This window comes from Proteiniclasticum ruminis DSM 24773 (assembly GCF_000701905.1).
Taxonomy (GTDB): Bacteria; Bacillota; Clostridia; order Clostridiales; family Clostridiaceae; genus Proteiniclasticum; species Proteiniclasticum ruminis.
On record NZ_JNKC01000001.1, the window covers coordinates 687,380 to 710,526 of the forward strand.

Below are 23,147 nucleotides of genomic sequence, written 5' to 3' on the forward strand. Positions count from 1 at the left end.
GTTTCGACTTTTTATATTTTATAAACCTGTACCTTAAGAATCTCTTCTATTCTAATTCTTGTGAATCAAACATTAGTCTATGAAAATAATATATTGGCCGATTGTAAAATTAAATGCAACAAGTTAAGAAAGATTGAACCATAATATATTATAGAAAAGCAAAAAAAGTCATAGGGATCATGCATTTGTTATGCTGATATTCTATGACTTTTTCATGCTGCATAATCTTGGCTCTAAATTATCTGAAACCCCTGCATCATACAGAAAGAGTCCTATGATTATGCTTTATTCTTGCGCCAAACAAAGAGTGTGTTATTTTTCTCCATTTCAGCAATCGCTTCTTCTGAATATCCAAGTTCTTCCAGAATTTCGTGTCCATGCTCACCAATGAGTGGCCCTCTGTTATAAGGTGCACTTCCCATTTCATGGAAATTCACTGGCGGTCTCACCAGTGTACGCTCATTTCCATTCTCATACTTCATCCGATAAAAACAGTCATTCGCCCATGCTTGCTCGTCCTCAAGAATTTCTTCCCAAGACTGAGCGACACTGAAGGGAATATCCGCCTCAGTCAATACTTCTCGCCATTTGGGAACATCCTGCTCTCCCATGGCTTTCATACAGATATCGTAGACTTCATGACCCAGGCCATTTCTCTGTAGATTCTGAACTGGATAGTATTTTTCTTCATCCACTAAATCTTCCCTGCCCAGTGCCGTCATAAATCGGTTGTAATACGTATTATAATCTGGCATACAAGTCTGGATAAACCGGTCATCTTTCGTTCTCCAAGCAGCATTAAATGGGTTAGCGGATTCTCTAACAGAAATCGGATAAGGCTTGCCAATTTCTTTATACTGAGCCGCCTGAACCATCATGCCCATATTAAATACCGCACTTTGGAAAAGACTTGTGGATACTTTCTCCCCTTTTCCCGTGGTCTTGGCCTTATAGAGCGCAGCTAAAATTCCCGCTGCCAAGTTCATCCCCACATTATGATCTCCAATTCCTGGGACCACATTCATGGGAATGGTTCCCTTTTGTCTCAAGGAATCCAGATATCCTCCACGAGCAAAATATGCTGTAAAGTCAAAGCCAGGAAGATCCTTATCCGGTCCCATCTCTCCATAGCCTGTGCAAATGGCATACACCAGTTTAGGATATTTCTTTTTAAGTGTTTCATAATCTAAATTGGCTCTTTCCAACGCTTGAACTCGCCAGTTGGTAATGAGAACATCGGCATCATCCATCAGTTTATAAAACACCTCTTTACCTGCTGGGTCCTTCATATTGATGGAAATACATCTCTTATTCGCATTTTCCAGTTCCCATGTGGTATTTTCATACATATCAAGAGGTCTTCCCTCCGATGGTGCGGTATATCTCAGCGGATCTCCCTTTGATGATTCGATCTTGATCACATCCGCACCTAAATCTGCCATAAATCTCCCAGCGGTTGCAGCTGCAATAAAATTAGCCAGCTCAACGACCTTGACACCTTTAAGGGGTTTGTTCATTTCATCCATTGCTGTTCCTCCTAAGTTCTACTGTTTTTAGTTTTCTTGTTTCATACTGAGCGCTGAGCTCATGCATCAAGTGCAGCGTCTTTCCTATCATAAATGCAGAAATTACGGTTCCTATCCCTACTCCTACAATCTTCCCAAAACTTAGATAGGATATCAAAGTAGACAGCAGTACAATGGTGCAGTCAAAATAGAGTTTGACTGTTGCAACAGGATACCTGCTGATTTTTGATATCCCTAGGACCAGTCCTTCTGCTGGTTGCGCCATAAGCTCTGCCTTCAAGTACTGAAAGAGCCCAAAGGCAACAATGAGAATACTAAACACCAGCAGCAGGATTCTGCCTGGAAAAAACTGTGGAGTTGAAATCCATTGAAACAAGTGATTGGTAATCGTAACAAAATAGCCAAAGACTGATGCAACTAGAATCTGTGCTAAATTATAGATTTTAAAGTCTTTTCTGAGCAGAAGAATCTGCATCAGCACGTACACTGTAAAAACCAGTGTAGTGACCAGTCCAAGTTCCAAATTCATTACTTGACTGACTACATAAGGCAGTGAATTTACCGGGGATACTCCCAGCTGGGACTTGATCGATAAAGTGACCCCTATTGCCAGTGAGAATAAGCCCAGTGTATATCGTGAAAGTCTGATCAAATAGCTTTCATAACTCATATTCATGCTACCTTACAAAGCAATTCTTTCAATTTCATCTATCAATCCAGGGATTACTTGGTACAGATCACCAACGATTCCGTAATCAGCCACTTCAAAAATTGGTGCATCCTGGTTCTTATTGACCGCAATGATATAATCAGAATCTTTCATGCCTGCGATATGCTGAATCGCACCTGAAATCCCAAAAGCAAAATACAGTGTGGGTTTTACTGTTGTACCGGTCTGCCCGACCTGATACTGATGCTCAATCCACCCTGCATCAACACACGCTCTCGAAGCCGCAACCGTTCCTCCCAGTTTTTCTGCAAGCTCTTCCAGGAGCTTAAACCCGTCCTTGTTTCCTATGCCCATACCACCAGCAACGATAATATCTGCATCACTTAAAGATACTTGTTTTGCTAAGCTCTTCACTGTCTTAAGGACCTTGGTTCTGATTTCATCCGGTTGAAACGCAACATCAAGACGGACGACTTCCCCTTTGTGCTCAGGATCAAAAAGAGCTTTATCCATCACACCGGGTCTCACTGTGGACATTTGGGGTCTGGTGTCTGGGCAAATTATCGTAGCCATGAGATTTCCACCAAAGGCTGGTCTTGTTTGTCTGAGTTTTCCATCTTCCGGATCAATCTCAAGACTTGTGCAATCCGCGGTTAATCCTGTGCTGGATTTCACTGCAATGCTTGGACCTAGATCGCGGCCAATATGAGTCGCTCCCAAAAGTACGATTTCAGGCTTATACTTTTTAATGGCTTCATGAAAAACCTTAGAATATCCGTCAGTAGTATAGGTTCTAAGCTCTTCATGATCTGCCACATAAACCACATCTGCGCCATGAGCAATGAGATCCTCAATCTGATGTGACATCTGGTATCCACATAGAAGTGCACAAAGCTTTGATTGCCTCTGGTCTGCCAGTTTCCTTCCTTCGCCAAGAAGTTCATATACGACAGGCATGACCTTTGACTCTCTTTGCTCTGCAAATACCCATACATCCTGATATAATGACAGATCCTCTTTTTCCTTTTCCATCTCTTCTTGCATAATCGCTTTAAAAGGACACGCTGAGACGCACACACCACAGTTGGTGCAAGCTTCACCAATCACCGCCAGTTTTCCTTCCATAGCAATGGCATCAAAGGGACATTTTTTCACACAGATCGTGCAACCTCTGCACAGATCATTGATTACTTTAACAGCCATATTGAATCCTCCTCCTAAAGCACATGCTTCTCCTGTAATTTGTTCACAAGAATTTTCGACATTTCAGATACGCTTCCACCAGCGATCATCTCTCCTTTTCCTTTCATTTCAGGAGTAAAGGATCGATATACTTTGGTTGGGGATGCGTAGAGCCCGCAGTCTTCTGAAGTAAGATTCAATTCTTTATGAGTCAGTACCGTAATCTCCTTCTCAAAAGCATCTACAATGCCACCGATGCTCATATATCTTGGCTTATTGAGTTCTTGAACACAAGTCAGCAAGCAAGGCATCTTTGTTTCAATCAGTTCATATCCATCTTCAAGCTGTCTTTCAACAATGCAGCGCTTCTCCTCCACAGTCACCTTCTGCACATAGGTGACCACTGGAATATTCAGTCTTTGGGCCACTTGAGGACCTACCTGTGCCGTATCTCCATCGATGGCCTGGCGACCTGCAAAAATGATATCTCCTCCGCCTATTTTCCTAATTCCGGCGGCAAGAGTAGTGCTGGTGGCACAGGTATCTGCTCCTCCAAAAGCTCTATCACTAAGTAGATAAGCACTGTCTGCTCCCATGGCCAAGCATTCTCTTAACATATTTTTTGCCTGTGGAGGCCCCATGGTTATAACCACAACTTCAGATCCATGGTGTTCTTCTTTGATTCTAAGCGCTTCTTCCAAAGCACTCACATCATCTGGATTCAGTATACTTGGGACTCCTTCTCGAATCATGGTCCCTGTTTTAGGATCAATTTTAACTTCATTGGTATCTGGCACTTGTTTTACACAAACGATCAGTCTCATACTATCCCTCCTAATGTTTTAACAGCTGATTCGAGATTACCATCTGCTGAACTTGGGAAGTTCCTTCATAAATGGTGAATACACGACAGTCTCGATACATTCTTTCAATCTTGTAATCTTTTATGTACCCATAGCCACCGTGAATCTGCAGCGCTTTGGCACAGATTTCATTACAGACTTCGGACGCATAGAACTTCGCCATGGATGCGGCCATGGATGCCGGTTTCTTTTCATCCATCAGATACGCAGCTTTATAAGTTAGAAGCTTTGCCGCTTCAAGCTTTGTCGCCATTTCCGCAAGCATAAAGGATATGGCCTGAAAGTCAGCAATTCTTCTGTTGAACTGCTTTCTTTCTTTAGAGTAGCGCAGCGCTTCATCTAAAGCACCCTGCGCAATACCAATGGATTGTGCTGCTACACCAATTCTTCCGGTGTCTAGTGTCTTCATTGCGTTCGTGAATCCTTTTCCTTCTTCTCCCAAAAGATTCGACTTATGAATTCTGACATTCTCCATAACGATATCGCTGGTTGCACATCCTTTAAGCCCCATTTTGTTTTCTGCTTTTCCGCAAGATACTCCCGGCAAAGTCATATCGACAATAAAGGCACTGATTCCCCTTGTCCCTTTACTCGCATCTGTCTTGGCGTAAACCACCGCATAGTCTGACAACGGTGCCATAGTGATGAATGTTTTTCTTCCATTTAATATATAGTAATCACCCTCACGCACTGCGGTTGAACTCATACTTCCCGCATCTGATCCCGCACCGGGCTCTGTTAAAGCAAAACAAAGCTTCTTCTCTCCTCTGATGATGGGTCCCAGATAGTTTTCCTTCTGCTCTTCGGTCCCATCCATGTATAGAGGTCCTCCTGATAACGAGTTGGGAGAAGAAACGTAGACACTTGCTACGCCACTGACTCTAGCAATTTCTTCTACAACCAGAACATAAGCTCTATGATCTCCACCTGCACCGCCCATGGCTTGAGGAATCTTCACACCAAAGAATCCTGCTTTTGCCATCTTCTGTAGAATTTCTTCTGGAAATGTTCCTTGTTCCTCCACTTGATCCAGAATTTCACTGGTTAGCTCTTTCTCTGCAAAAGTCCGAACAAGTTTTCTGATCATTTCATGTTTTTCTGTTATGTACATCCATTTGCCTCCCTATTTTATACATCGTTTTTTGTATTTATAACGTAATTCTTTTCATATGCCCTTCACATTCAGGAAGGGATCCAACTCTCTCTTCCACCTGCTTTTTCAGGTGGCACATCATGACTTTTCCACTGCCATTGTACGGTAAGGCTTTCATGAGAAAGAGGAATTTCGGTACTTTGTATTGAGCAAGCCTTTTGCTAAGATATACTCTTAAATCTTCTAAACAAAGAGTGCCTTCTCTTTCTTCCACCACACAGGCTGCAATATCTTCCTGGAGCACTTCACTGGCTACTCCTAGAACTTTGCAGTCCCTGATACCCCCATACTCCATCAGTACACCTTCAATTTCCTTTGGTGATATATTTTCTCCACCTCGAATGATCATTTCTTTCATTCGTCCTGTGATATAAAGATATCCTTCCTGATCCACATACCCAAGATCTCCTGTTCTCAGCCATCCATCTTTCAGAATGGTCTTTTCAGTTTCTAATGGCATATTGTGATACCCTTTCATCACATGGTACCCTCTTGTCTGAACTTCTCCCACTTCATATGGTTTCATTTCTTTCTTGAGTCTCCCGTCGTAGATCCGGAGCTCCACATGGTCAATTTTCTGTCCACATGTTTGTGATTTTTTTAAGATGGAATCCTCTACTCGAGCAATGGTAATGCATGGAGAGGACTCTGTCTGACCGTAAGAAGGATGTAATCTTGCATTAGGCACTATGCCTGTAATCAATTCATACTCTTTTTCTGATATGGCAGAACCTGCCACAACGCCAGAGCGTATAGATTTCAGGGCTTCTCTCTCTTCCTCTTTTCTATGGTAAAGTGCCAAAAACATCGAGGGCACCCCATTTAAAACAGTACATTTTTTCTTTTCTACGGCATCCAATATCTTTGATGTTCTTGCTTGAGATAATAGGGTCATGGTACAACCCGCATAAAGGGAAGCCATTAAACACGCCGTGATGCCAAAGCAATGAAATAGCGGCACCGCCACACAAAGATTGTCTTTTTCTGTCCAAGACATTTTCCGGGCGATTTCTGTGCCATTGTTTAAAATGCTCCTATGAGACAGCATCACTCCCTTGGGTTTGCTGGTTGTTCCGGATGTGAAAAGAATCACTGCGGTGTCATCTGCTTTGAGTTCATTCATTCTCTCCGCTAGCTGCCTCTTTCCTTCAGTTATCAGCCGTTCTATTTTTATCGTATTCCTGGCTTCCTCCACTACTTTTTTTATAGAAAGTGCCTTGTTTGGAGATAGACATTCATTGTCTATCTCTGATAGAAGGTGTCCTGCCTGGAGTTCGCCAGGCAGGTCACCATACAACAGAGCGGCCACAGGATGATCCTGCAGTAAATCTTCAATTTCTTCAAAACGGTAATGACTGTTATAAAGGACAGGAACCAAGCCCGCTTTAATGAGCCCTAAAAAGCAAAAGATGTATTCCTCACAGTTTATTGACCATATGGATACCAGATCTCCTCTGGTATATGCTTTATTGATAAAATAAAGTGCCACTTGATCCGAAATTTCATCGATCTCACGCCAAAGGTATGTATGCTCCATAAAGTTGAGCCCTACATTCATACCATATCGTCTGGTCTGATCTTTCAGAAAAATTCCTATAGTACAATCTATCAATTCCATCTTTACCTGCTTTCTCCTTTACGTCATTCATACCAATTATTGTGCAATTTTTTCTGTTTTGTCTTCCAGCACTTCACTTTTGTTCAATAAACCAAGTAAGCTCATTACCATATGAATCGTGAACGGAATAACTACTACTGCGATGGTAATATATCCAAGATACCCATATCCTTTTGCAACTAGTGGTATCAGCCCGAATTGAGCTATACCGAAGGCCATGATCACAAATACAAACGTAGTGATTACTCCTAGCTTTGAAGGTTTTTTAGAATCACCTGATGCAGCTTCTTCCTTGGCAAACTGGCTGGTTACTCTATTAACCACTCCAGCAATCATATTGACAGCTGTTGATACAGCACCCAGTACGATAAGCAGCGAGATGATCGGAAGCATGAATGAGCTGCCCACTCCATTTTTCACAAGAAGCAGTATCGGAACGGAAACACTTCCCACTTCAGGATTGGTAGCTATCGCAAGCATTCCTACTGTGCACAATGAAATGATTCCTATATTGACAATGAGTCCATAGATCATACTTTTTTTCGCATCATCATCAGAAGTAAAGGGCTTTGCATGCTGTACAAAAAGTCCGATAGAAGCCAGCTGGAATGAGAAATAAAGGAAAGATTTCCATAGGGCTGGGCCTGCTGGAGCTGGATTATCTGCCATAACTTTTATGGTTTCCGTAATGCTTTCCCACTGTGCAATGATATTAGGAATATAAACAATGAGAAGTCCTACAACGATTAAAACAGATAATGTAGCTGCGGCTTTTCTCACAATATCTGTACCATATATAGCCACGAAGAAAATAAATACACCAATGATTAAAGTGCAGATGATATAGGGAATCCCGGTGAGTGCAGCCATGGTAGCACCACCAGTGGCAAATGCCACAGAAGGAGCAATACAAAGAAGCACAAAATAAACTACTTCATATAGATTCGAAAACACAGGAGCAAATTTCCCATAAAAGCGGTTGTTGAAGCTTCTGTAATCATAGGTCTTGTTCCTATGTGCAAAACGCAATGCATACCATTGATACAGTGCGCTAAGACACTGCGCAATGATTGGTGTTATGAGGGTCCAGATCCCAAACGCAATAAAGTACTGGAAAAGTTGTGCACCTGATGCGAATCCGCCACCAAATTGAGTTGTAAACCAGACAAAAGCCACACCGATGGTAACTGACATATTCTTTTTGTCAATGAGTTTCATTTTAAACCTCCGTAAGTAAATTATTGGTTTCTACAAGAGTTTGAAGTGAGGTATGCGTCTGTTCAAATGTCGACATCTGGCGGTCCTGCTCAATCATATGACATCGGATTCCAGCCTTATCACAAGCTTTCTTTATAATGACATAATCAAATTCCTCAGGATCACAGAACTTTGTCATAACCACTAAAACCGCATCAGCTTTTCTTTCGATGGCCATGGAGACAATGAGATCTGCTCTTTTCTTCTCTTCGTCAAAGAGCACAGAGCAATGCCCCATTCGTGTGAATTTTTCTGAAAGATCAAGTAAAGGTAGGTCCTTTCTTTCCGAATCAACGCGATACTGACGGGATTCGCTGGCCATATCATCGCCAACTACCGCAATACCATATTGGTCCAACAAGGAAAGGAAGGTCTTGTTATCGGATATGATACCTGTCGTTATGATACGCATGGTATTTTTAGGACTTCTGTCTGACTGCTTCATTAAAGTGAGTAATTCTTGGATCCACTGGCTATGAATTTTCTTATCCATAAAGTATGCACTCTTGTATACCGCACTTCTCTCCACTGCAGTCAGTACTGGTCTATCAGAGAGAAATTCATCCAGTTCCCGCATGAGCCTATTGTGCTCATTATAGATTTCCATGGATTTTGCCAAGGACTCTTGAGAGAACGTTTCTCCAGTGATTTTTTCAAGATCCTCTATGACACGGCTATAATTTGAATGAGTATACATCTTCGCCCCACGGCTGCTACGGTTTTGAGGATATACCATCGGTATGAAAGGAATATGGGGTACTGCATATTTCCAGTTTTCCCCCAGACATTTCAATGAATCACAGAGGGATGGAATCAGAATTGCGCTCATCCCCTCATAAGAACCATTCATCCCAAGTTCTAGAATTGACTGAGTAATACTGCATATAAACGCTGGAAAGTAACTCTTTGCTTTTTCAATCTCAATATCGGCCCCCCATAATCCAAAGGGTACGATATTCATGGAATGGAGAATCTCTTCTGGCGTATAAACCGGTGCACATCCAACAACCTTTTTGCCTTGGGAAAGATATGCCTTCATTTGTACTTCAGGGTGTTCAGAAACATCCTGGAACTTTTTTATAAGAATGTCTAACTGTTCCATCTTAGTGAACCTCCTTATTCATTTCCATGATTTCTGTAAGTCCCTGAACTCTTGTTTCATACTGAGCTTCCGAGAAATTTCTAGGATCTGCTTGATCTCCATCAAATGAAGTGACTGGAATATCGCACTCTTCTCCAATCTGTCTGCTCATCTCATACATGAATCCACTCCAGAGTTTACACGAGCGGTTCGTATGAACCAGCATACCTTCAGCCTTTGTTTTCTTCACAATATTTACTCTCACATCTTTTGCGTGCTCCAGGTTCATTGCATTTGGAACGTTACAGTAGGCTCTAATGAGACCATCAAAATCATCATAGATAAAACCAAAAGCATCGGCGTAAATGGTCGCTACCATATTTATTCCTCTTGATTTGAGACCTGTAAAAGTAGTTCTTAGATGAGGCCAGCATGCGATTCCTTCAAACATGATTCTATGCTTTTCCTCCGCTCTAAATGTGCTGTTTCCTGACTCAACTGCTTCCTTATATTCTTCTGTCAAACGCTCAAAAGCTTCTGCTGCTTCAACGGTTCCCCTTGCACAAACTGCTACAGCCATATGATTCAAAAGATCAAATCCGCTCAGTGGAGAGGGTTTGAATTTTGTATAAGAAGTTGCTTCAAGCCAAGCTCTTGAGGTTCTGTTGGATATCGCCATCACCTCTTTAAACCTATCTTCAGACCACTTCTTCCCAGTAATGTCCTCAAGTCTTGTGATTGCTTCCTCAATTTGTGTTTTTACATAAGCTACTTGATCATCACTCACTCCATAGTCTGGATTAAATGGAATATCGACAAGGATCATCGGAATATTTAATTCCTTAGCAATGTTTTCATACCATTTGATCATGCAATTACAGATATTATTGCAGCATAAGACAAAATCTGGTTGAGGCATATTTTGTTCCGGTGCATCTTTGATATCCATATATGCCAAGTTTATTCTTGCATACGCACATATATCATTGCTGTACCCCTGGCCTTCTGCATAGCTGCACATCTTTTCTCCTGCACCTCTGGCCGCTATCGCTGCAGCCTGATTTTCTGGATAGACCACCTTAATCCCTAAGGTCTGAAAAATCTCTTGCGGGAAATTACTTGCACACCAACCTATTTTTTCTCCATTTTTTTTAGCTTCATGCGCTTCCTCATAGTGTTTGACGATGATCTCATTAAGCTTGGACTTGGCTGAATTGGGATCCAATGGCTTTCTTTCTTTTTTAATCTCTGACATTTTTACCTCCTTTTCAAATAGATAACCGCTCATACGCTGATAATGCAGCCCCTATCGCCCCCATGTATTGTGCGTCCTCATGATAGAGCACTGGTTTGTTCAGCGATCTCTCAAGAGCATTTCTAACGCCACCGTTTTTTGCAACACCCCCACTCATATAAACTTGTTCCTCTATGCCAATCCTTTGGGATAAAGCAGCGACTCTTTTGGCTACAGATTCACAGATTCCTCTAGCGATGTCTTCCAGTTTAATCCCTCTTGCCATTTGAGATATCACTTCAGACTCTGCAAATACAGTGCAAGTACTGGAAATAGATGCCGGCTGATGAGACTTTGACGCCAGCACCTCCAAGTCTTCAATGGAAACTTGAAGGATCCCTGCCATAACATCCAAAAACCTTCCTGTTCCTGCTGCGCATTTGTCATTCATCAGAAAACTCTTCATTTTGCCATTGGCGTTCAAAGACATGACTTTTACATCTTGTCCACCAATATCAATGATGGTACGTGCACCGGGTGCGGTAAAATATACACCTTTTGCATGACAGGTCAGCTCGCTTAGATTCGCATCCGATTTCTCGAATGTTGATCGGCCATACCCTGTGGACATGATTAGTCCAATATCCTGTTCCTTGATTCTTGCATTTTCTAGGGCCAGTTCATATGCCATCTCTGGTTTTTGAGTTCCTGCACCACCTTTAATCAGTGCTGAACCAAGAATTCTCTTCCCATCTTGCATTACTACACACTTGGAAGTGGTAGAGCCAATATCTATTCCGACCGTAACCATCTCGCACCTCTTTTTGTTTGTTTATTATCAAACATCTAATAATAAAAAAATATAGAATCAAAATATATCATATTCTTTTTAGCGCTAAATCCTCTTTATGAAAACATTATCTCTCAAAAAAATACTGTAACTTGTTACTTGTAAACTAGTAACAAGTTAATAAATTAACAATAGCACCATTTGTTTTATTTGTAAAGGTTATTCATGAAGCATTCTGAAATTTTTTCCGTTTCTTATTGTCTGCATGATGGGTTGTCTCCAGGGCTCTGAATCTCAGACCATTATGAGGAGTTATTGTAATGCTCTTCATTTGCTGCTTTAGTAATGTTATTGGGCATACGCAACCATTGGTTGCGAAAGTTCAATCCCTTCTTTCTGGTTTTGCAACCAAAAGTCCACTATACTGAAGATATCAAAGAAAAAGAGGTGGAGCTATGAAACTGAATGAAAAGATATTTTATCTTAGAAAAAAAGAAGGCTACTCTCAGGAAGCCCTGGCAGAAAAACTAGGGGTTTCCCGCCAGGCTGTGAGCAAATGGGAAAACGGAGATACGGATCCTGAAATCTCTAAACTGAAACTGATGGCGGATGTCTTTGGTGTCACCACAGACTGGCTTCTTTCTGATAAAGGTATAGAGACGAAGAGCAGCACATCCTCCCATCCTCAGCCCGCTACTTCTTCCTCCATGCCCTCCTGGGTGGAGAACCTGCCGAGCATCATGGGAAAGATGATTAAGAGATACGGATGGATTGTTGGCGTTTATGTTGCCTTTTCCGGAGCGGCCATCGCAGGCTTGGGCTTTCTCGCACGGTTCCTGACAAAAAGGATGTTTGGACTTTTCGGATCTCCTGGTGATGATCTATTTGGTCAAGATCCCGTATTCATAGAATTTGCCACAAGAAATCCTGTGTCTGTCATGGGCTCTGTCTTCATTCTCATTGGCTCTGTTCTCTTTTTTTCCGGAATCCTCATCGCTGTAGCCTTAAAAAGGTATGCCCAGAGAGAGAATCAGGAAAAGCAGTAATCCTTAGGAAAGAACTCTCTAGAGCTGAACATTCACTATTTCTTACATGAAAAAGAGGAACCTTTTACACAATATACTTGTGTGAAGGCTCCTCTTTCTTGTTTTCAGAAAAGATGAGATACAGTCCCAAAAGAAGCGTAACGAACTCCACCAAAGGGATGGTGAGCCAGATTCCATTGATGCCTAAGACCGGCGTAAGCAGAAACAGTGCAAAGGGAATCAGCACAATACCGCGAAGCATGGATATCATAAAGGATATCCTGGCTTTTGCTTTGGAAGAGAAATAGGAGATGATCATGATATTGACGCCAGCGAAAAAGAAGGAGGTGAAATAAAGCGCCATCCCGTCTTTTGCGATGCTATAAAGCTCCAGATTGTTTTCCGGATTGAAGGCTCTGATGATTTCTTCTGGAAAAGCCATAAAGAACAAATAGAGAACCACTCCCAGAAAGAAGGAGAAGAAAAGCCCCAGTCTTAAGGTATGCCTGATGTTCTCTTTGTTTCCCTGGCCATGATTATAACTCACAATAGGCTGGATCCCTTGCCCTGCTCCTGAAAACACAGCAATAAGAATCAGCGCAAGATTTGCTAAGATTCCATAAGCAGCAACCCCAGTTTCCCCCACATACTCCAGGATCACGAGATTAAAAAGAAGAATCACAAGGCCTGAGGAAAGCTCCGTGATAAAGGATGGCACTCCGATGAAGAGTACTTTTTTCAACTCCCCTGGTCTCCATGGGAACCGGATGAGATGAAAGGTGTTCTCCTTTTTGATGAAGTAAGGAAGTAGCACCAGAATGCTGATGATGGGTGCAATACCTGTGGCCAGCGCCGCTCCTGCCATGCCCATGTTCAGAGGATAGATGAATATATAATCCAGAAGGATATTGGACAGGCTCCCTGCCATCATGGCGCTCATGGCAAGCTTTGGTCTTTTGTCGTTTCTCACCATACTCACCAGCATACTGCTGATCATAAAAATAGCGGAGAAGGGAAAGACCATGGTGGTGTATCCTAAAGAGAGATCCAAAATCTTCCCTTCCGCCCCAAGAAGCTTCACGATTTCTTCAGGGAAGAGAACCCCCAGCGCAGTATAAAAAAGACCGATCGCGATGCCCACAAGAATCATCATGGTATACATCTCACTGCCCCGCTTCTGTCTTCCTTCTCCTTTGTAAATGGAAAACATGGTGCCAACCCCATTGCCTAGAAGAAGGCTTGTGGCATAGATCACAGTGTATGCAGGTATCACAAGGTTTAATGATACCAGACCATCTTTTCCAATGCCGTTGGCAATGAAAAAGGTGTCTGCCAGGATAAAGGCAGAAAACCCAATCATACTGAGCACGTTAAGCGATACATATTTAAAAAAGGTTTCATAGAGCTTTTTCTTTTCTCTTTGCTCTTTACCCATAATTCCTCCAAAAAGAAGGCCATCTCAAGAAAGCCCATGCCGTAACAAGAACATTTTTTCCATCCTATCGTACCCAAAGTTCCCCTACTGGTCAAACCCATGAAATTTCAAACTTTTTCAATGGGTCCGTGGCTGATTTGACAATCTGGTGATTTTAGATAAAAGCTTCTATGAGAGTGTGTGATTTTTCTTCCTTTTCACCTGTTTCTCATAGACTTACAGAAAATAAAAATTCTAGGAAAAAGAGAAGAGCTGTGTTACGATTTAGCAATGATAAATAACGTGAACAGGATGGTACAGATATGTTTATAGGCGAAATCGCGGCACTTCTCACGGCGTTCTGCTGGGTGGGGTCTTCCGTCTCTTTTGAATATTCCGGTAAGAAGGTAGGATCTCTTGTGCTGAACCTCATGAGACTGGTCATTTCACTTCTGATCATTACGGTGATTAACTTTTTCATCACAGATGGATTTAGAAATCTCTCCGTCTCTCCCGAGGCATTCCAGGCACTTCTGATTTCAGGTCTTGTGGGCTTCGTCATCGGTGATATGTTCCTATTCCAGGCTTTTGTAGAGATTGGCGCCAGGATCTCCATGCTCATCATGGCTCTGGCTCCGCCCATCACTGCGGTGCTCAGCTATTTTCTTCTGGATGAGACCTTGGGTCTTGTGCAGATCTTAGGTATGATGCTGACTTTTCTTGGCATTGCCATTGTCATCATGGGCAAAGAAAAAGGTTCCCAGAAGATTGTGGTGAAGCATCCCTTAAAAGGCATCACCTTTGCGTTCCTTGGTGCTGTTGGGCAAGCACTGGGTCTTATCCTTTCCAAGGTGGGTGTCGCAGAGCTCAATCCTTTTGTGGCCACGGAGATCCGTATCTTTTCAGGAATTCTTGGTTTTATTCTCATCATCACCGTTACGAAGAAGTGGCCAAACTTCTTCGCCGCCTTTAAGAATAAAACAGCCATGGTGGGCATCACCATCGGATCCCTCTTTGGACCCGTGGTTGGTGTTTCCCTGTCTCTCATGGCCATCAAATACACTTCAACTGCCATTGCATCAACACTCATGGCCATTGTGCCTATTCTCATCATTCCAGTGACCATTTTCCTCTTTAAAGAGAAGGTGAAAACCAATGAGATTGTTGGAGCCATTGTGGGCGTCCTTGGTGTTGCTGTGATCTTTATGGGATAGCATCTGATGAATAAATTAAAGAGGAGATTTCTCACTATGCTGTGGGAATCTCCTCTTTTTACTTACTCTTCTGTTTCTTCTGCTGTATTCATCTTCTCGTCAATTTTGCTTAAATCCGATTCATCGTAACTGCCAAACCAAACCATCAGCCTCTCCCTGGCTTTCTTTTTTGTATCCTCATTGATGTAGAACGCAACCATCACAAGTGCCGCCATGAGTGCAGTTAAGTCATCTGTATACCCCGCTACTGGGATGAAATCCGGAATCAGATCCACCGGGAAGATGAAGTAGCCTAAGGCTCCGATGATAACGGACTTCGCCTTCATTGGGGTTTCGGGTTGCTGCAATGTGTAGTATAGAAGCAGTGCCAGATAGATGACTTTGATGCCTGCTTTCTTTGCAAATTTCATAATTTTATCAAACAGCTTCTCTTCGGAATAGGCTTCCGTATACTTCTTCTCTTCCAGTTCTTTTTCATCAAAATCCATGGGTTCCGCTCCTTTTCATCTCTTGTTTTTGATTGATTATCAGAGTATATCATAAGTCAGCAGTATGAATGAAGCCCCTTCTTTACTTAATACTCAGAGGCAAACATCATCGTCGAATAATCTCCATCATCAATGACATAGATTTTTTCATCCTGATGAATGGAAGGATGATCTACTTTTACTGTATAAGATACTGAGTAGTCCGGGTTCTCTTGCTGATGGGTTAGCTTAAGGTCTTCTTCCTTCATCTCCAGCTTGAACACCTGGAGATAGTCTTTTTCCACATCTAGACCGTCAATGAGATCCCATAATAAAATCTGTAGATCTGGTCTCAAAAACGTCTGAATGCCTTTGGTCATGTAGCGGTTTCCACTGAACATTTTTCTATCCATAATACACCTCTTTGTTTTGATAAGAGTATTATGGAATTTGAAAAAATTCTTAATCGCTTCACAGCTAATCTGCTATCTTTTCTTGCGTGATATAATCATACAAATCATCTCTAACCGGAACATCAAGCTTATATCTTATTTTAACGACATTCACATTCGTACCTGGCATCTTTGCTTGGACCGGACTTCCAACCGCATCAATCTTACCAAGGAAGTAAAACTCCTTCGATGTTTTATCTGTTTTATCCTTACGGACAAACAGTAAAATTTCAACACCTAACTCTTTAGCAGAATATATGGTTTGAACATCATCAGACTGTACTGTACGCCCTGATTTACTAAAGGCTAAGAACTCTGAAGGTGAGAAAAACTCATCATGATACTGTATTGTCTCACTAATATCATCGTCCTTGTGATAATTGATAAACACGGGGAGAGTCTTTGTCTCTTTATCAAACTTATAGCCACCAATATTTAGAGGAACCTCGTTTTTACTCCAATCTAAAAGCCTACATACATCTTCATAAGTATACTTTTCATTGAGCACAAAATTCGTTTCTCGATAATGATTACTGTATCTCTCTTCATACTTTCTAAGTCCAATATTTAGAAGTTCTGTGACCATTTGTTGAAATACAGAGTTCTGTAAACAACGAAGAAACGCACTTGATCTTTTATACCCTTGTCCTTCTTTCTCAATGAAGATTGCTTTAGCAAAGGTGTTTTTTGATGAACCTGTAGCAAAATTTTGCGTCATTTGGTTTATTAAATTGATTCTTGTATTCTTATTTACTTCGATTCTATACTTTTCAAATAACAAATCATCGAGTATATCAAGAACTGCAGAATCTTCGTTCAGTAGTAGTTTAATGAACTCTAACTCATGTGGTCGCTTTCCATTTGCGTACTTGAGAGAAATAAATTCAATAAATTTTTCTTCTTCAGAAGTAAGTACAATCTGATAGTCTTTCTCGTATTTACGAAGAAAGTTATGATATGAACCCGTCCTTGCAAAGATTCTTTCAATATCAATGACATTATATTTAATAAACTCAGTCAGTAACGGAATTCTACCCAATCTATTCTTTAAATCCTGATAAGATTCTTTAATAATCTTCAGATCATTAAAATCTGCGTGATCAATAGATTTATAGATTCTCTCCCGTGTTATTTTGTCAAAATTTATCGTAGAACAGCCATAGATGATTCTGTTGCTTTCAGCAACATATCTACGAATATTATCTTTATTGTAAGACTGGTCTCCAGACAAGGCGATGGGGATTAAATAGTTGTTATCGTAGTTTCCAATAAAATCCAATACAACAACATATTCCTTTCCGTAAACCTTTCTTAGGCCTCTTCCCAGCTGCTGAACAAATATGATAGCAGACTTCGTTGGTCTTAACATCACAACTTGGTTAATTTCTGGTATATCCACACCCTCATTAAAAATATCCACTGTAAAGATATAGTCCAAGGCACCTTCATTCTCAACTTGTCCTAACCTCTGAACGGCTTCAGCTCTTTCTTCTTGAGAACTTTCACCGCTTAAAGCAACTGTTCTATATCCAATATCATTAAATTTTCGCGATAGATTCTGAGCTTCTTCATTTCTACTACAAAACACAAGCCCTTTTACACGACTTCCAGAATACCCATAAAACTCAACCTTCTCTTTTATATATTGAACTCTAGCATCTGAAACCAAATGATTAAACTGTGTCTGATCATCAATGATTTTTCCTTCGACCGTTAATTCTGTAATGCCAAAATAATGAAATGGACATATGAGATCTTCTTTCATGGCATCATTCAGTCGAATCTCATAGGCGATATTATGATCAAATAGTTCAAATATATCGAATCCATCTGTTCTTTCAGGAGTCGCGGACATACCGAGTAGAAATTTCGGCTGAAAATAATCAATAATCGTTTTATATGATTTGGCCCCTGCACGATGGACTTCATCAATAACAATATACTCAAAGTCATCAGGCGAGAACTGCCTATAAATATGCTCTTTTGAGAGTGTCTGGATTGTTGTAAAAATATAATCCGCTTGAAAATCCTTATGATTTCCACTTAATATCGACATTGTTTTTTCAAAGCCTATAACTTTTCTGAAACTCTTCAATGCTTCTTTAGCGATTTGCTCCCGATGAACTACAAATAGAAATCTCTTTGGATTAAATTTTTTAACATCGAATGCTGACAAATAGGTTTTTCCTGTACCTGTAGCTGAAATGATTAATGTTTTTTCATGCTGTCTATTTCTTGTTGCTTCCAGTTCTTGCAATGCATTAACCTGCATTTTATTTGGTTTAATCGCATTGAGGTACAGTAGTTTACCGGATAGATGATCTTCTATGGTTTTTTCTGCAGTACTATTAATACTTCTTTGAAGTTCATATATTTTTGAATACGCATCAATCCAATTGATATCTACGATTGTAGCGTGAGCAAACATACTATTGAACTCTTCAATTGTGTTTGAGACGATAGCTCCTTCTTTTGATGAAGATACTTTTAAGTTCCACTCTTTGTTCTCACATAACGCACTTTGGGTCATATTGCTACTACCAACTATTATGGAGTATTCCTCACCTTTTTGAAAAATATATGCCTTTGTATGCATTTTAGCTGCTTCTTGAGTAACAATTCTTAGCTCAATATTCTTTAATTCTAAGAGTTTTTTTAAGGCTTTTGGAGATGAGAAATTCTGATATTGAGAAGCAATAATTTTTCCGCGTATCCCTTTTTCTTCCAATTCCTTAAGTGTATTTAGTAGGACCGTAACGCCACTTTCTGTGATAAATGCTACTGAAAAATAGAACGCATCACAATGAGAGAGTTCATGAATGATACTAGTAAGTACCTTTTCTCCTCTCTCAGGATCATTAATGATCAGTCGTGGTTTATATGATTCCAGTGCAGTCTCTGTTCTATCCAGAAAACCGTGGACTAAGCCCTTACTCAATTCACTATTTGCTATCATTTAAATCTCCCTCATTAATTTCTCCACTATAGGAACATCTGCCGGTGTCCATTCGTGTTCCTTAGTCTATCTCATGTTAACTATTTGAAGCCCATATATTCATTTATTGCAATACTAATTTATTTTACATGAGCAATATAGTTCTGCACGATGATCTAAAAGTCTCGGTAAGTATGATCAACTATTAGATTCTAGTCATCTCATGAATAGTATAACAAATATTTGCTCCTTAGTATAAATCCTGTAGAGGTGTACATCTCTTCTTTTTATGATATTCATTATAAGTAGCTGGCATTAAACGCATTACTCATAAAATTGATACACTTTCTAGGCACTATGTGAATTCATTCTAAATACTAGTTCACACACTATATGAAATCACTCATGATGGACAGTACCGTTTCCATTGCTAATGACACGTACTTATCCTTCTTCATGATCAACTTGAAATTTCTCGCCATCAACTCATGCTCTAATTTTATATAGTAGAGTTTATCTTCATCATCTATTTTCTTAATCAAATGATTCGTGGTCAGTGTTGTTCCGATTCCACACATACAATTATAGTGAGCTGTAGTAAGTTGATCGAGGTTTAACTCTATTTTGGGTCTAAAACCCTCTAATTCAAAAATCATCATAGCTCTAGAATATAAGTTGTTACCATTACGAAGGGTAATGAACGGAAGATTTTTTAGTATATCCAATGTTGAGACTGATTTTATAAATCGGTATTCATTATTTACGATTTCATCTCGTGTAATGAGAAAATCAGATATAGCTTCATAACTGATGAATTTTCTAGGTATTGCAAAAAATAAGTAATCTGTGATTCCTGGATAAAATGAATACTTAGTAATATCTAGATCTTTAACACTATACATAACATCAATTTCATTTTTATCTAGTGCTTCCATTAATGAGACTGAACTTGCTTCTATTATCTCAATATTAATATCTGGAAAAGATTCTTTAATCTTCACAATCATGTTCGGAATAATGAAAGCAGTAAAATATTGAGTTCCTCCAATTCTTAGATTTCTAATCCCCTTATTCATAGTGTCATTAATTTCTGCTTTTGTATTTATTTCAAGGTTTTTTATTTCTTCTATGTGTCTATATATTATTTCTCCAACGGATGTTAGTGCAATAGGTTTACTGCTTCTTATAAAAATAGGATGTCCTATTTCATCTTCGAACTTTTTAATAGCTATACTCAGCGCAGGTTGACTTATATGTAAAAATTGAGCTGCCCGTGTAAAAGATCCCGCTTTATAAACTTCTTCGATGTATTCATAAACCACTTCCATAATCTTCTCCCTGTGTTAATATTATCAATTTTTTGACTTATTGTTATAAGTTTAATTTATAACCTTATTAAAATCAAATATTTTACTTTTATAACTTAAACGTTTACTCTTAAATAAATCAATAAGCCCTAAATAAATATATGACTTAGTCACCAGAATACATTTTAGGAGGTAAATATGTTACGAACAATTAACACCGAAGATCTTATTCCGATTATTGCTAATCTATGTAAGGACGCTTGTTATCATTTAAATGATAACGTGATGAATGCACTTGAAAATGCCTATGAAAAGGAAGAATCTCCTTATGGCAAAGAAACACTTTTACTTTTACTGGATAATGCAAAACTTGCTTCGAAAGAAGAAATGCCTGTCTGTCATGATACGGGTATGGCTGTTGTCATGATGGAAATTGGAGAGCAAATCTCGTGGACAGGAAAGCCGCTTGAAGAAGCTGTTAATGATGGAGTTAGAAAGGGATACACTGAAGGGTACCTAAGAAAGTCTGTATATTTAGATCCATTGAATAGAGTAAACTCAAATGATAATACCCCCTGTGTATTACATACTGATATTGTTCCAGGAGATAAAGTCAAAATTACCGTAATGCCTAAAGGTGGTGGCAGTGAAAATATGGGTACATTCAAAAACTTAGTACCAGCTGACGGATATGAAGGTGTAAAGAAGTTTATACTTGAATCTGTTTTCAACGCAGGAGGAAAGGCTTGCCCCCCTATTGTTGTTGGAGTTGGAATTGGTGGAACCATGGATAAAACTACTCTGATTGCTAAACAAGCATTACTAAGACCTATTGGAGTCCACAATAAAAACCCATTTTATGAAAACCTTGAGAAAGAGCTTTTAGATGAAATAAATAAATCCGGAATCGGACCACTTGGTATGGGTGGAAGGATGACAGCATTAGACGTACACATCGAATATTATCCTTGCCATATCACTTCTTTACCTGTCGCAGTAAACCTTCAGTGTCACTCAGTAAGACAAGCTTCAGCTGAACTATAATCTAAGGAGGTGAGAATCATGCAAAATAGAATAATTAAACTTACTGCTCCATTATCAAAAGAAGATATTCAATCACTTAAAATTGGAGATGTTGTTGAGTTAACAGGAATCATTTATACCGCAAGAGATGCAGCACACAAGAGGATTCAAGAAAATATATTAAACAATAGACCTCAACCAATCGAGCTAGAAAATCAGATTATATTTTATGTAGGTCCAACTCCAGCAAAGCCAGGTAAGGTGATCGGTTCAGCGGCACCAACTACAAGTGTACGTATGGACAAGTATGTCGAAATGATGCTAGAACTTGGTATAGTGGGAATGATAGGAAAGGGCGAGCGTTCAGATTATATACCTGAATTATACCGAAAGCATTGCGGTGTATATTTCTTAAGTATCGGTGGAGCATCTGCTATGATTGCCAATCAAATTAAAGAATGTGATGTAGTTGCATATGAAGATCTTGGCACTGAGTCCATCAAACGACTATATGTTGAAAACCTTCGTCTCATTGTTGGAATTGATGTTAATGGAAGAGTTTTCCAAGATGAACAAGTGCAAAAATACAGAATTGTGTAGTATAAAATGATAAGGGGGCAAAAAAATGGGGATTTTAAAGTCATGGAATAAGATAAGTCTTTTTACTAGGATTATGATTGGTTTTGTATTAGGAATTGTTGCAGGGCTCATTTTGAGAGAGAAAGCATCCATGTTCTCTTTCTTGGGTACAATATTAACAAGAATGTTGACTATGGTAGTTGCTCCATTGGTATTGTGTGTTATCGTAAATGCCGTTGCAAATATGGGTGATGGAAAAAGATTAGGAAGAATTGGACTTAAGACAATTACTGTCTTCCTTGTTACTACACTTTTCGCAATATTCATTGGCTTAGTGATCGCAAATGTAATGAACATCGGTTCAGGAGTGACTATTACTCCTTCAGCTCCAGTAGCTGAAGCTGCAAAAGAAGTAACTTTTGTTGATACTTTAGTTAACATAATTCCTTCTAATATATTCCTTTCCCTAAGTAACAATGAGTTATTGCAAATTATTTTCTTTTCAATAATACTAGGTTTAGCTCTCCTTAAGCTCGGCAAGAAATCCGAGCCACTACTCAATTTATTTGCCGCTGGACAAGAAGCTATGCAAAAAGTTACTTCGATAATCCTAGAATATACGCCGATCGGAGTATTTGGACTTATGGCAAATGTAATTGGATCAAACGGTTTGGATATTTTAATCCCATACAGTAAAGCTATTATAGCCCTATATATCTCTTCCATATTTTACCTGGTTTTTGTTCAAGCCGGTCTCGTTGCTGGATTTTTCGGGAAGATATCCCCAAAGAAATTCCTTGCAACCATGAAAGAACCTATGGCATTTGTATTCGCCTCATGCTCTAGCGTAGCTACAATCCCACTCACTCTAGAATCCACAAAAAAACTTGGAGTAGATGACGATACAGCTAACTTTGTAATTCCATTAGGTGCAGTTGTTAATATGAATGGTACTGCTATTTATCAAGCAGTCGCTGTTATCTTCACTGCTCAAATTTTCGGTATCAACTTGAGTATTATGGATCAAATCATGGTCATGTTCACAGCAACACTTGCTGCAATAGGAACTGCAGGTATTCCTGGTTCTGGTCTTATCATGCTAACGATTGTATTAGGAGCGGCTAATCTACCAATGGAGGGTGTAGCATTACTTGCAGGTATTGATAGAATTTTAAACATGGGCAGAGTTGTACCAAACATTGTTGGAGATGCAGCTGCGGCTGTAGTTGTAGCTCGTTCAGAAAAAACACTTAGAGATACCGAAGATATTCTTGAACAAGTATCTTAATAAGTTTCAGCACAGACAATTACTAAGCTAATGTCTGTGCTGACTTTATTATATATAATAATAATTCAT

20 protein-coding genes are annotated in these 23,147 nt (G+C 39.8%); 5 read left to right on the top strand and 15 right to left on the bottom strand.

Features of this window, described 5'->3' with window-relative positions; all coding sequences use genetic code 11:
- Positions 1-278: 278 nt before the first annotated feature.
- Genes T487_RS0103330 through T487_RS0103375 form a run of 10 tightly spaced genes read right to left on the bottom strand, consistent with a single transcriptional unit; the run spans position 279 to position 11,395 of the window.
- Complete coding sequence (locus tag T487_RS0103330) at positions 279-1,526, bottom strand: CaiB/BaiF CoA transferase family protein (RefSeq protein WP_031574024.1); 1,248 nt, start codon at positions 1,524-1,526, stop codon at positions 279-281.
- Entirely contained in the window at positions 1,519-2,196 is a 678-nt protein-coding gene (locus T487_RS0103335; protein ID WP_051651461.1) for a YczE/YyaS/YitT family protein, read from the bottom strand. The genes T487_RS0103330 and T487_RS0103335 overlap by 8 nt, the downstream gene beginning before the upstream one ends.
- 12 nt (positions 2,197-2,208) lie before the next feature.
- The gene (locus T487_RS0103340) at positions 2,209-3,399 is read right to left on the bottom strand and encodes an electron transfer flavoprotein subunit alpha (protein WP_031574030.1); all 1,191 of its coding nucleotides are present in this window, start codon (positions 3,397-3,399) and stop codon (positions 2,209-2,211) included.
- Positions 3,400-3,413: 14 nt separating this feature from the next.
- Positions 3,414-4,202 (bottom strand): electron transfer flavoprotein subunit beta, encoded by a 789-nt coding sequence (gene etfB, locus T487_RS0103345; protein WP_031574031.1) that lies wholly within the window; start codon positions 4,200-4,202, stop codon positions 3,414-3,416.
- Between the two features lie 10 nt (positions 4,203-4,212).
- Positions 4,213-5,352 carry an acyl-CoA dehydrogenase family protein gene (locus T487_RS0103350; protein WP_031574034.1) on the bottom strand — a complete coding sequence of 380 codons (1,140 nt, stop codon included), beginning with the start codon at positions 5,350-5,352 and terminating at the stop codon, positions 4,213-4,215.
- Between the two features lie 37 nt (positions 5,353-5,389).
- Entirely contained in the window at positions 5,390-7,012 is a 1,623-nt protein-coding gene (locus tag T487_RS0103355) for a class I adenylate-forming enzyme family protein (RefSeq protein WP_031574036.1), read from the bottom strand.
- Between the two features lie 36 nt (positions 7,013-7,048).
- Complete coding sequence (locus tag T487_RS0103360) at positions 7,049-8,230, bottom strand: YkvI family membrane protein (protein ID WP_051651462.1); 1,182 nt, start codon at positions 8,228-8,230, stop codon at positions 7,049-7,051.
- A gap of 1 nt (position 8,231) precedes the next feature.
- Positions 8,232-9,371, bottom strand: a complete 1,140-nt coding sequence (locus T487_RS0103365; RefSeq protein ID WP_031574040.1) for a 2-hydroxyacyl-CoA dehydratase subunit D — start codon at positions 9,369-9,371, stop codon at positions 8,232-8,234.
- A gap of 1 nt (position 9,372) precedes the next feature.
- Complete coding sequence (locus tag T487_RS0103370; RefSeq protein WP_423219162.1) at positions 9,373-10,596, bottom strand: 2-hydroxyacyl-CoA dehydratase subunit D; 1,224 nt, start codon at positions 10,594-10,596, stop codon at positions 9,373-9,375.
- Between the two features lie 22 nt (positions 10,597-10,618).
- Positions 10,619-11,395, bottom strand: a complete 777-nt coding sequence (locus tag T487_RS0103375) for an acyl-CoA dehydratase activase (protein WP_031574045.1) — start codon at positions 11,393-11,395, stop codon at positions 10,619-10,621.
- A gap of 434 nt (positions 11,396-11,829) precedes the next feature.
- Between T487_RS0103375 and T487_RS15730 the strand changes: the two genes are divergently transcribed.
- A complete protein-coding gene (locus T487_RS15730) occupies positions 11,830-12,420 on the top strand; it encodes a helix-turn-helix transcriptional regulator (RefSeq protein WP_051651463.1) in 591 nt (196 codons plus the stop codon).
- Between the two features lie 64 nt (positions 12,421-12,484).
- Here the strand turns inward: T487_RS15730 and T487_RS0103390 are convergent, their stop codons facing one another.
- The gene (locus T487_RS0103390; protein ID WP_031574050.1) at positions 12,485-13,834 is read right to left on the bottom strand and encodes an MATE family efflux transporter; all 1,350 of its coding nucleotides are present in this window, start codon (positions 13,832-13,834) and stop codon (positions 12,485-12,487) included.
- A 302-nt stretch (positions 13,835-14,136) separates the two neighbouring features.
- Between T487_RS0103390 and T487_RS0103395 the strand changes: the two genes are divergently transcribed.
- Positions 14,137-15,027 (top strand): DMT family transporter, encoded by an 891-nt coding sequence (locus T487_RS0103395; protein ID WP_031574052.1) that lies wholly within the window; start codon positions 14,137-14,139, stop codon positions 15,025-15,027.
- 62 nt (positions 15,028-15,089) lie between these two features.
- Here T487_RS0103395 and T487_RS0103400 read toward each other — a convergent pair whose 3' ends face one another.
- The 4 genes from T487_RS0103400 to T487_RS0103415 all read right to left on the bottom strand — a co-directional run bounded on the left by T487_RS0103400 (position 15,090) and on the right by T487_RS0103415 (position 20,209).
- Positions 15,090-15,515, bottom strand: a complete 426-nt coding sequence (locus T487_RS0103400) for a YkvA family protein (RefSeq protein WP_031574055.1) — start codon at positions 15,513-15,515, stop codon at positions 15,090-15,092.
- Between the two features lie 86 nt (positions 15,516-15,601).
- Positions 15,602-15,907, bottom strand: coding sequence for a DUF960 family protein (locus tag T487_RS0103405; RefSeq protein WP_051651464.1), 306 nt, complete (start codon positions 15,905-15,907; stop codon positions 15,602-15,604).
- A 64-nt stretch (positions 15,908-15,971) separates the two neighbouring features.
- Positions 15,972-18,902, bottom strand: a complete 2,931-nt coding sequence (locus tag T487_RS0103410) for a DEAD/DEAH box helicase (protein WP_081827525.1) — start codon at positions 18,900-18,902, stop codon at positions 15,972-15,974.
- 368 nt (positions 18,903-19,270) lie between these two features.
- Positions 19,271-20,209, bottom strand: a complete 939-nt coding sequence (locus T487_RS0103415) for a LysR family transcriptional regulator (protein WP_031574063.1) — start codon at positions 20,207-20,209, stop codon at positions 19,271-19,273.
- A gap of 177 nt (positions 20,210-20,386) precedes the next feature.
- On the opposite strand from T487_RS0103415, the gene T487_RS0103420 reads away from it, so the two are divergent.
- From T487_RS0103420 to T487_RS0103430, 3 genes are read left to right on the top strand one after another with little or no spacing between them, the layout of a single operon-like run.
- On the top strand, positions 20,387-21,232 hold the full coding sequence (locus tag T487_RS0103420) for a fumarate hydratase (RefSeq protein ID WP_031574066.1): 846 nt from the start codon (positions 20,387-20,389) through the stop codon (positions 21,230-21,232).
- A gap of 18 nt (positions 21,233-21,250) precedes the next feature.
- Positions 21,251-21,811 carry a FumA C-terminus/TtdB family hydratase beta subunit gene (locus T487_RS0103425; RefSeq protein WP_143004574.1) on the top strand — a complete coding sequence of 187 codons (561 nt, stop codon included), beginning with the start codon at positions 21,251-21,253 and terminating at the stop codon, positions 21,809-21,811.
- A gap of 25 nt (positions 21,812-21,836) precedes the next feature.
- Positions 21,837-23,078, top strand: a complete 1,242-nt coding sequence (locus tag T487_RS0103430; protein WP_031574071.1) for a dicarboxylate/amino acid:cation symporter — start codon at positions 21,837-21,839, stop codon at positions 23,076-23,078.
- Positions 23,079-23,147: the final 69 nt, after the last annotated feature.

Excerpts from the sequence above, each read along its gene's own strand:
- T487_RS0103350 (WP_031574034.1), bottom strand. The coding sequence starts at position 5,352 with ATGTACATAACAGAAAAACATGAAATGATCAGAAAACTTGTTCGGACT.
- T487_RS0103420 (WP_031574066.1), top strand. The coding sequence starts at position 20,387 with ATGTTACGAACAATTAACACCGAAGATCTTATTCCGATTATTGCTAAT.
- T487_RS0103400 (WP_031574055.1), bottom strand. The coding sequence starts at position 15,515 with ATGGATTTTGATGAAAAAGAACTGGAAGAGAAGAAGTATACGGAAGCC.
- etfB (WP_031574031.1), bottom strand. The coding sequence starts at position 4,202 with ATGAGACTGATCGTTTGTGTAAAACAAGTGCCAGATACCAATGAAGTT.
- T487_RS0103355 (WP_031574036.1), bottom strand. The coding sequence starts at position 7,012 with ATGGAATTGATAGATTGTACTATAGGAATTTTTCTGAAAGATCAGACC.
- T487_RS0103430 (WP_031574071.1), top strand. The coding sequence starts at position 21,837 with ATGGGGATTTTAAAGTCATGGAATAAGATAAGTCTTTTTACTAGGATT.
- T487_RS0103415 (WP_031574063.1), bottom strand. The coding sequence starts at position 20,209 with ATGGAAGTGGTTTATGAATACATCGAAGAAGTTTATAAAGCGGGATCT.
- T487_RS0103390 (WP_031574050.1), bottom strand. The coding sequence starts at position 13,834 with ATGGGTAAAGAGCAAAGAGAAAAGAAAAAGCTCTATGAAACCTTTTTT.
- T487_RS15730 (WP_051651463.1), top strand. The coding sequence starts at position 11,830 with ATGAAACTGAATGAAAAGATATTTTATCTTAGAAAAAAAGAAGGCTAC.
- T487_RS0103335 (WP_051651461.1), bottom strand. The coding sequence starts at position 2,196 with ATGAGTTATGAAAGCTATTTGATCAGACTTTCACGATATACACTGGGC.
- T487_RS0103340 (WP_031574030.1), bottom strand. The coding sequence starts at position 3,399 with ATGGCTGTTAAAGTAATCAATGATCTGTGCAGAGGTTGCACGATCTGT.
- T487_RS0103405 (WP_051651464.1), bottom strand. The coding sequence starts at position 15,907 with ATGGATAGAAAAATGTTCAGTGGAAACCGCTACATGACCAAAGGCATT.
- T487_RS0103410 (WP_081827525.1), bottom strand. The coding sequence starts at position 18,902 with ATGATAGCAAATAGTGAATTGAGTAAGGGCTTAGTCCACGGTTTTCTG.
- T487_RS0103330 (WP_031574024.1), bottom strand. The coding sequence starts at position 1,526 with ATGGATGAAATGAACAAACCCCTTAAAGGTGTCAAGGTCGTTGAGCTG.
- T487_RS0103360 (WP_051651462.1), bottom strand. The coding sequence starts at position 8,230 with ATGAAACTCATTGACAAAAAGAATATGTCAGTTACCATCGGTGTGGCT.
- T487_RS0103425 (WP_143004574.1), top strand. The coding sequence starts at position 21,251 with ATGCAAAATAGAATAATTAAACTTACTGCTCCATTATCAAAAGAAGAT.
- T487_RS0103365 (WP_031574040.1), bottom strand. The coding sequence starts at position 9,371 with ATGGAACAGTTAGACATTCTTATAAAAAAGTTCCAGGATGTTTCTGAA.
- T487_RS0103375 (WP_031574045.1), bottom strand. The coding sequence starts at position 11,395 with ATGGTTACGGTCGGAATAGATATTGGCTCTACCACTTCCAAGTGTGTA.
- T487_RS0103395 (WP_031574052.1), top strand. The coding sequence starts at position 14,137 with ATGTTTATAGGCGAAATCGCGGCACTTCTCACGGCGTTCTGCTGGGTG.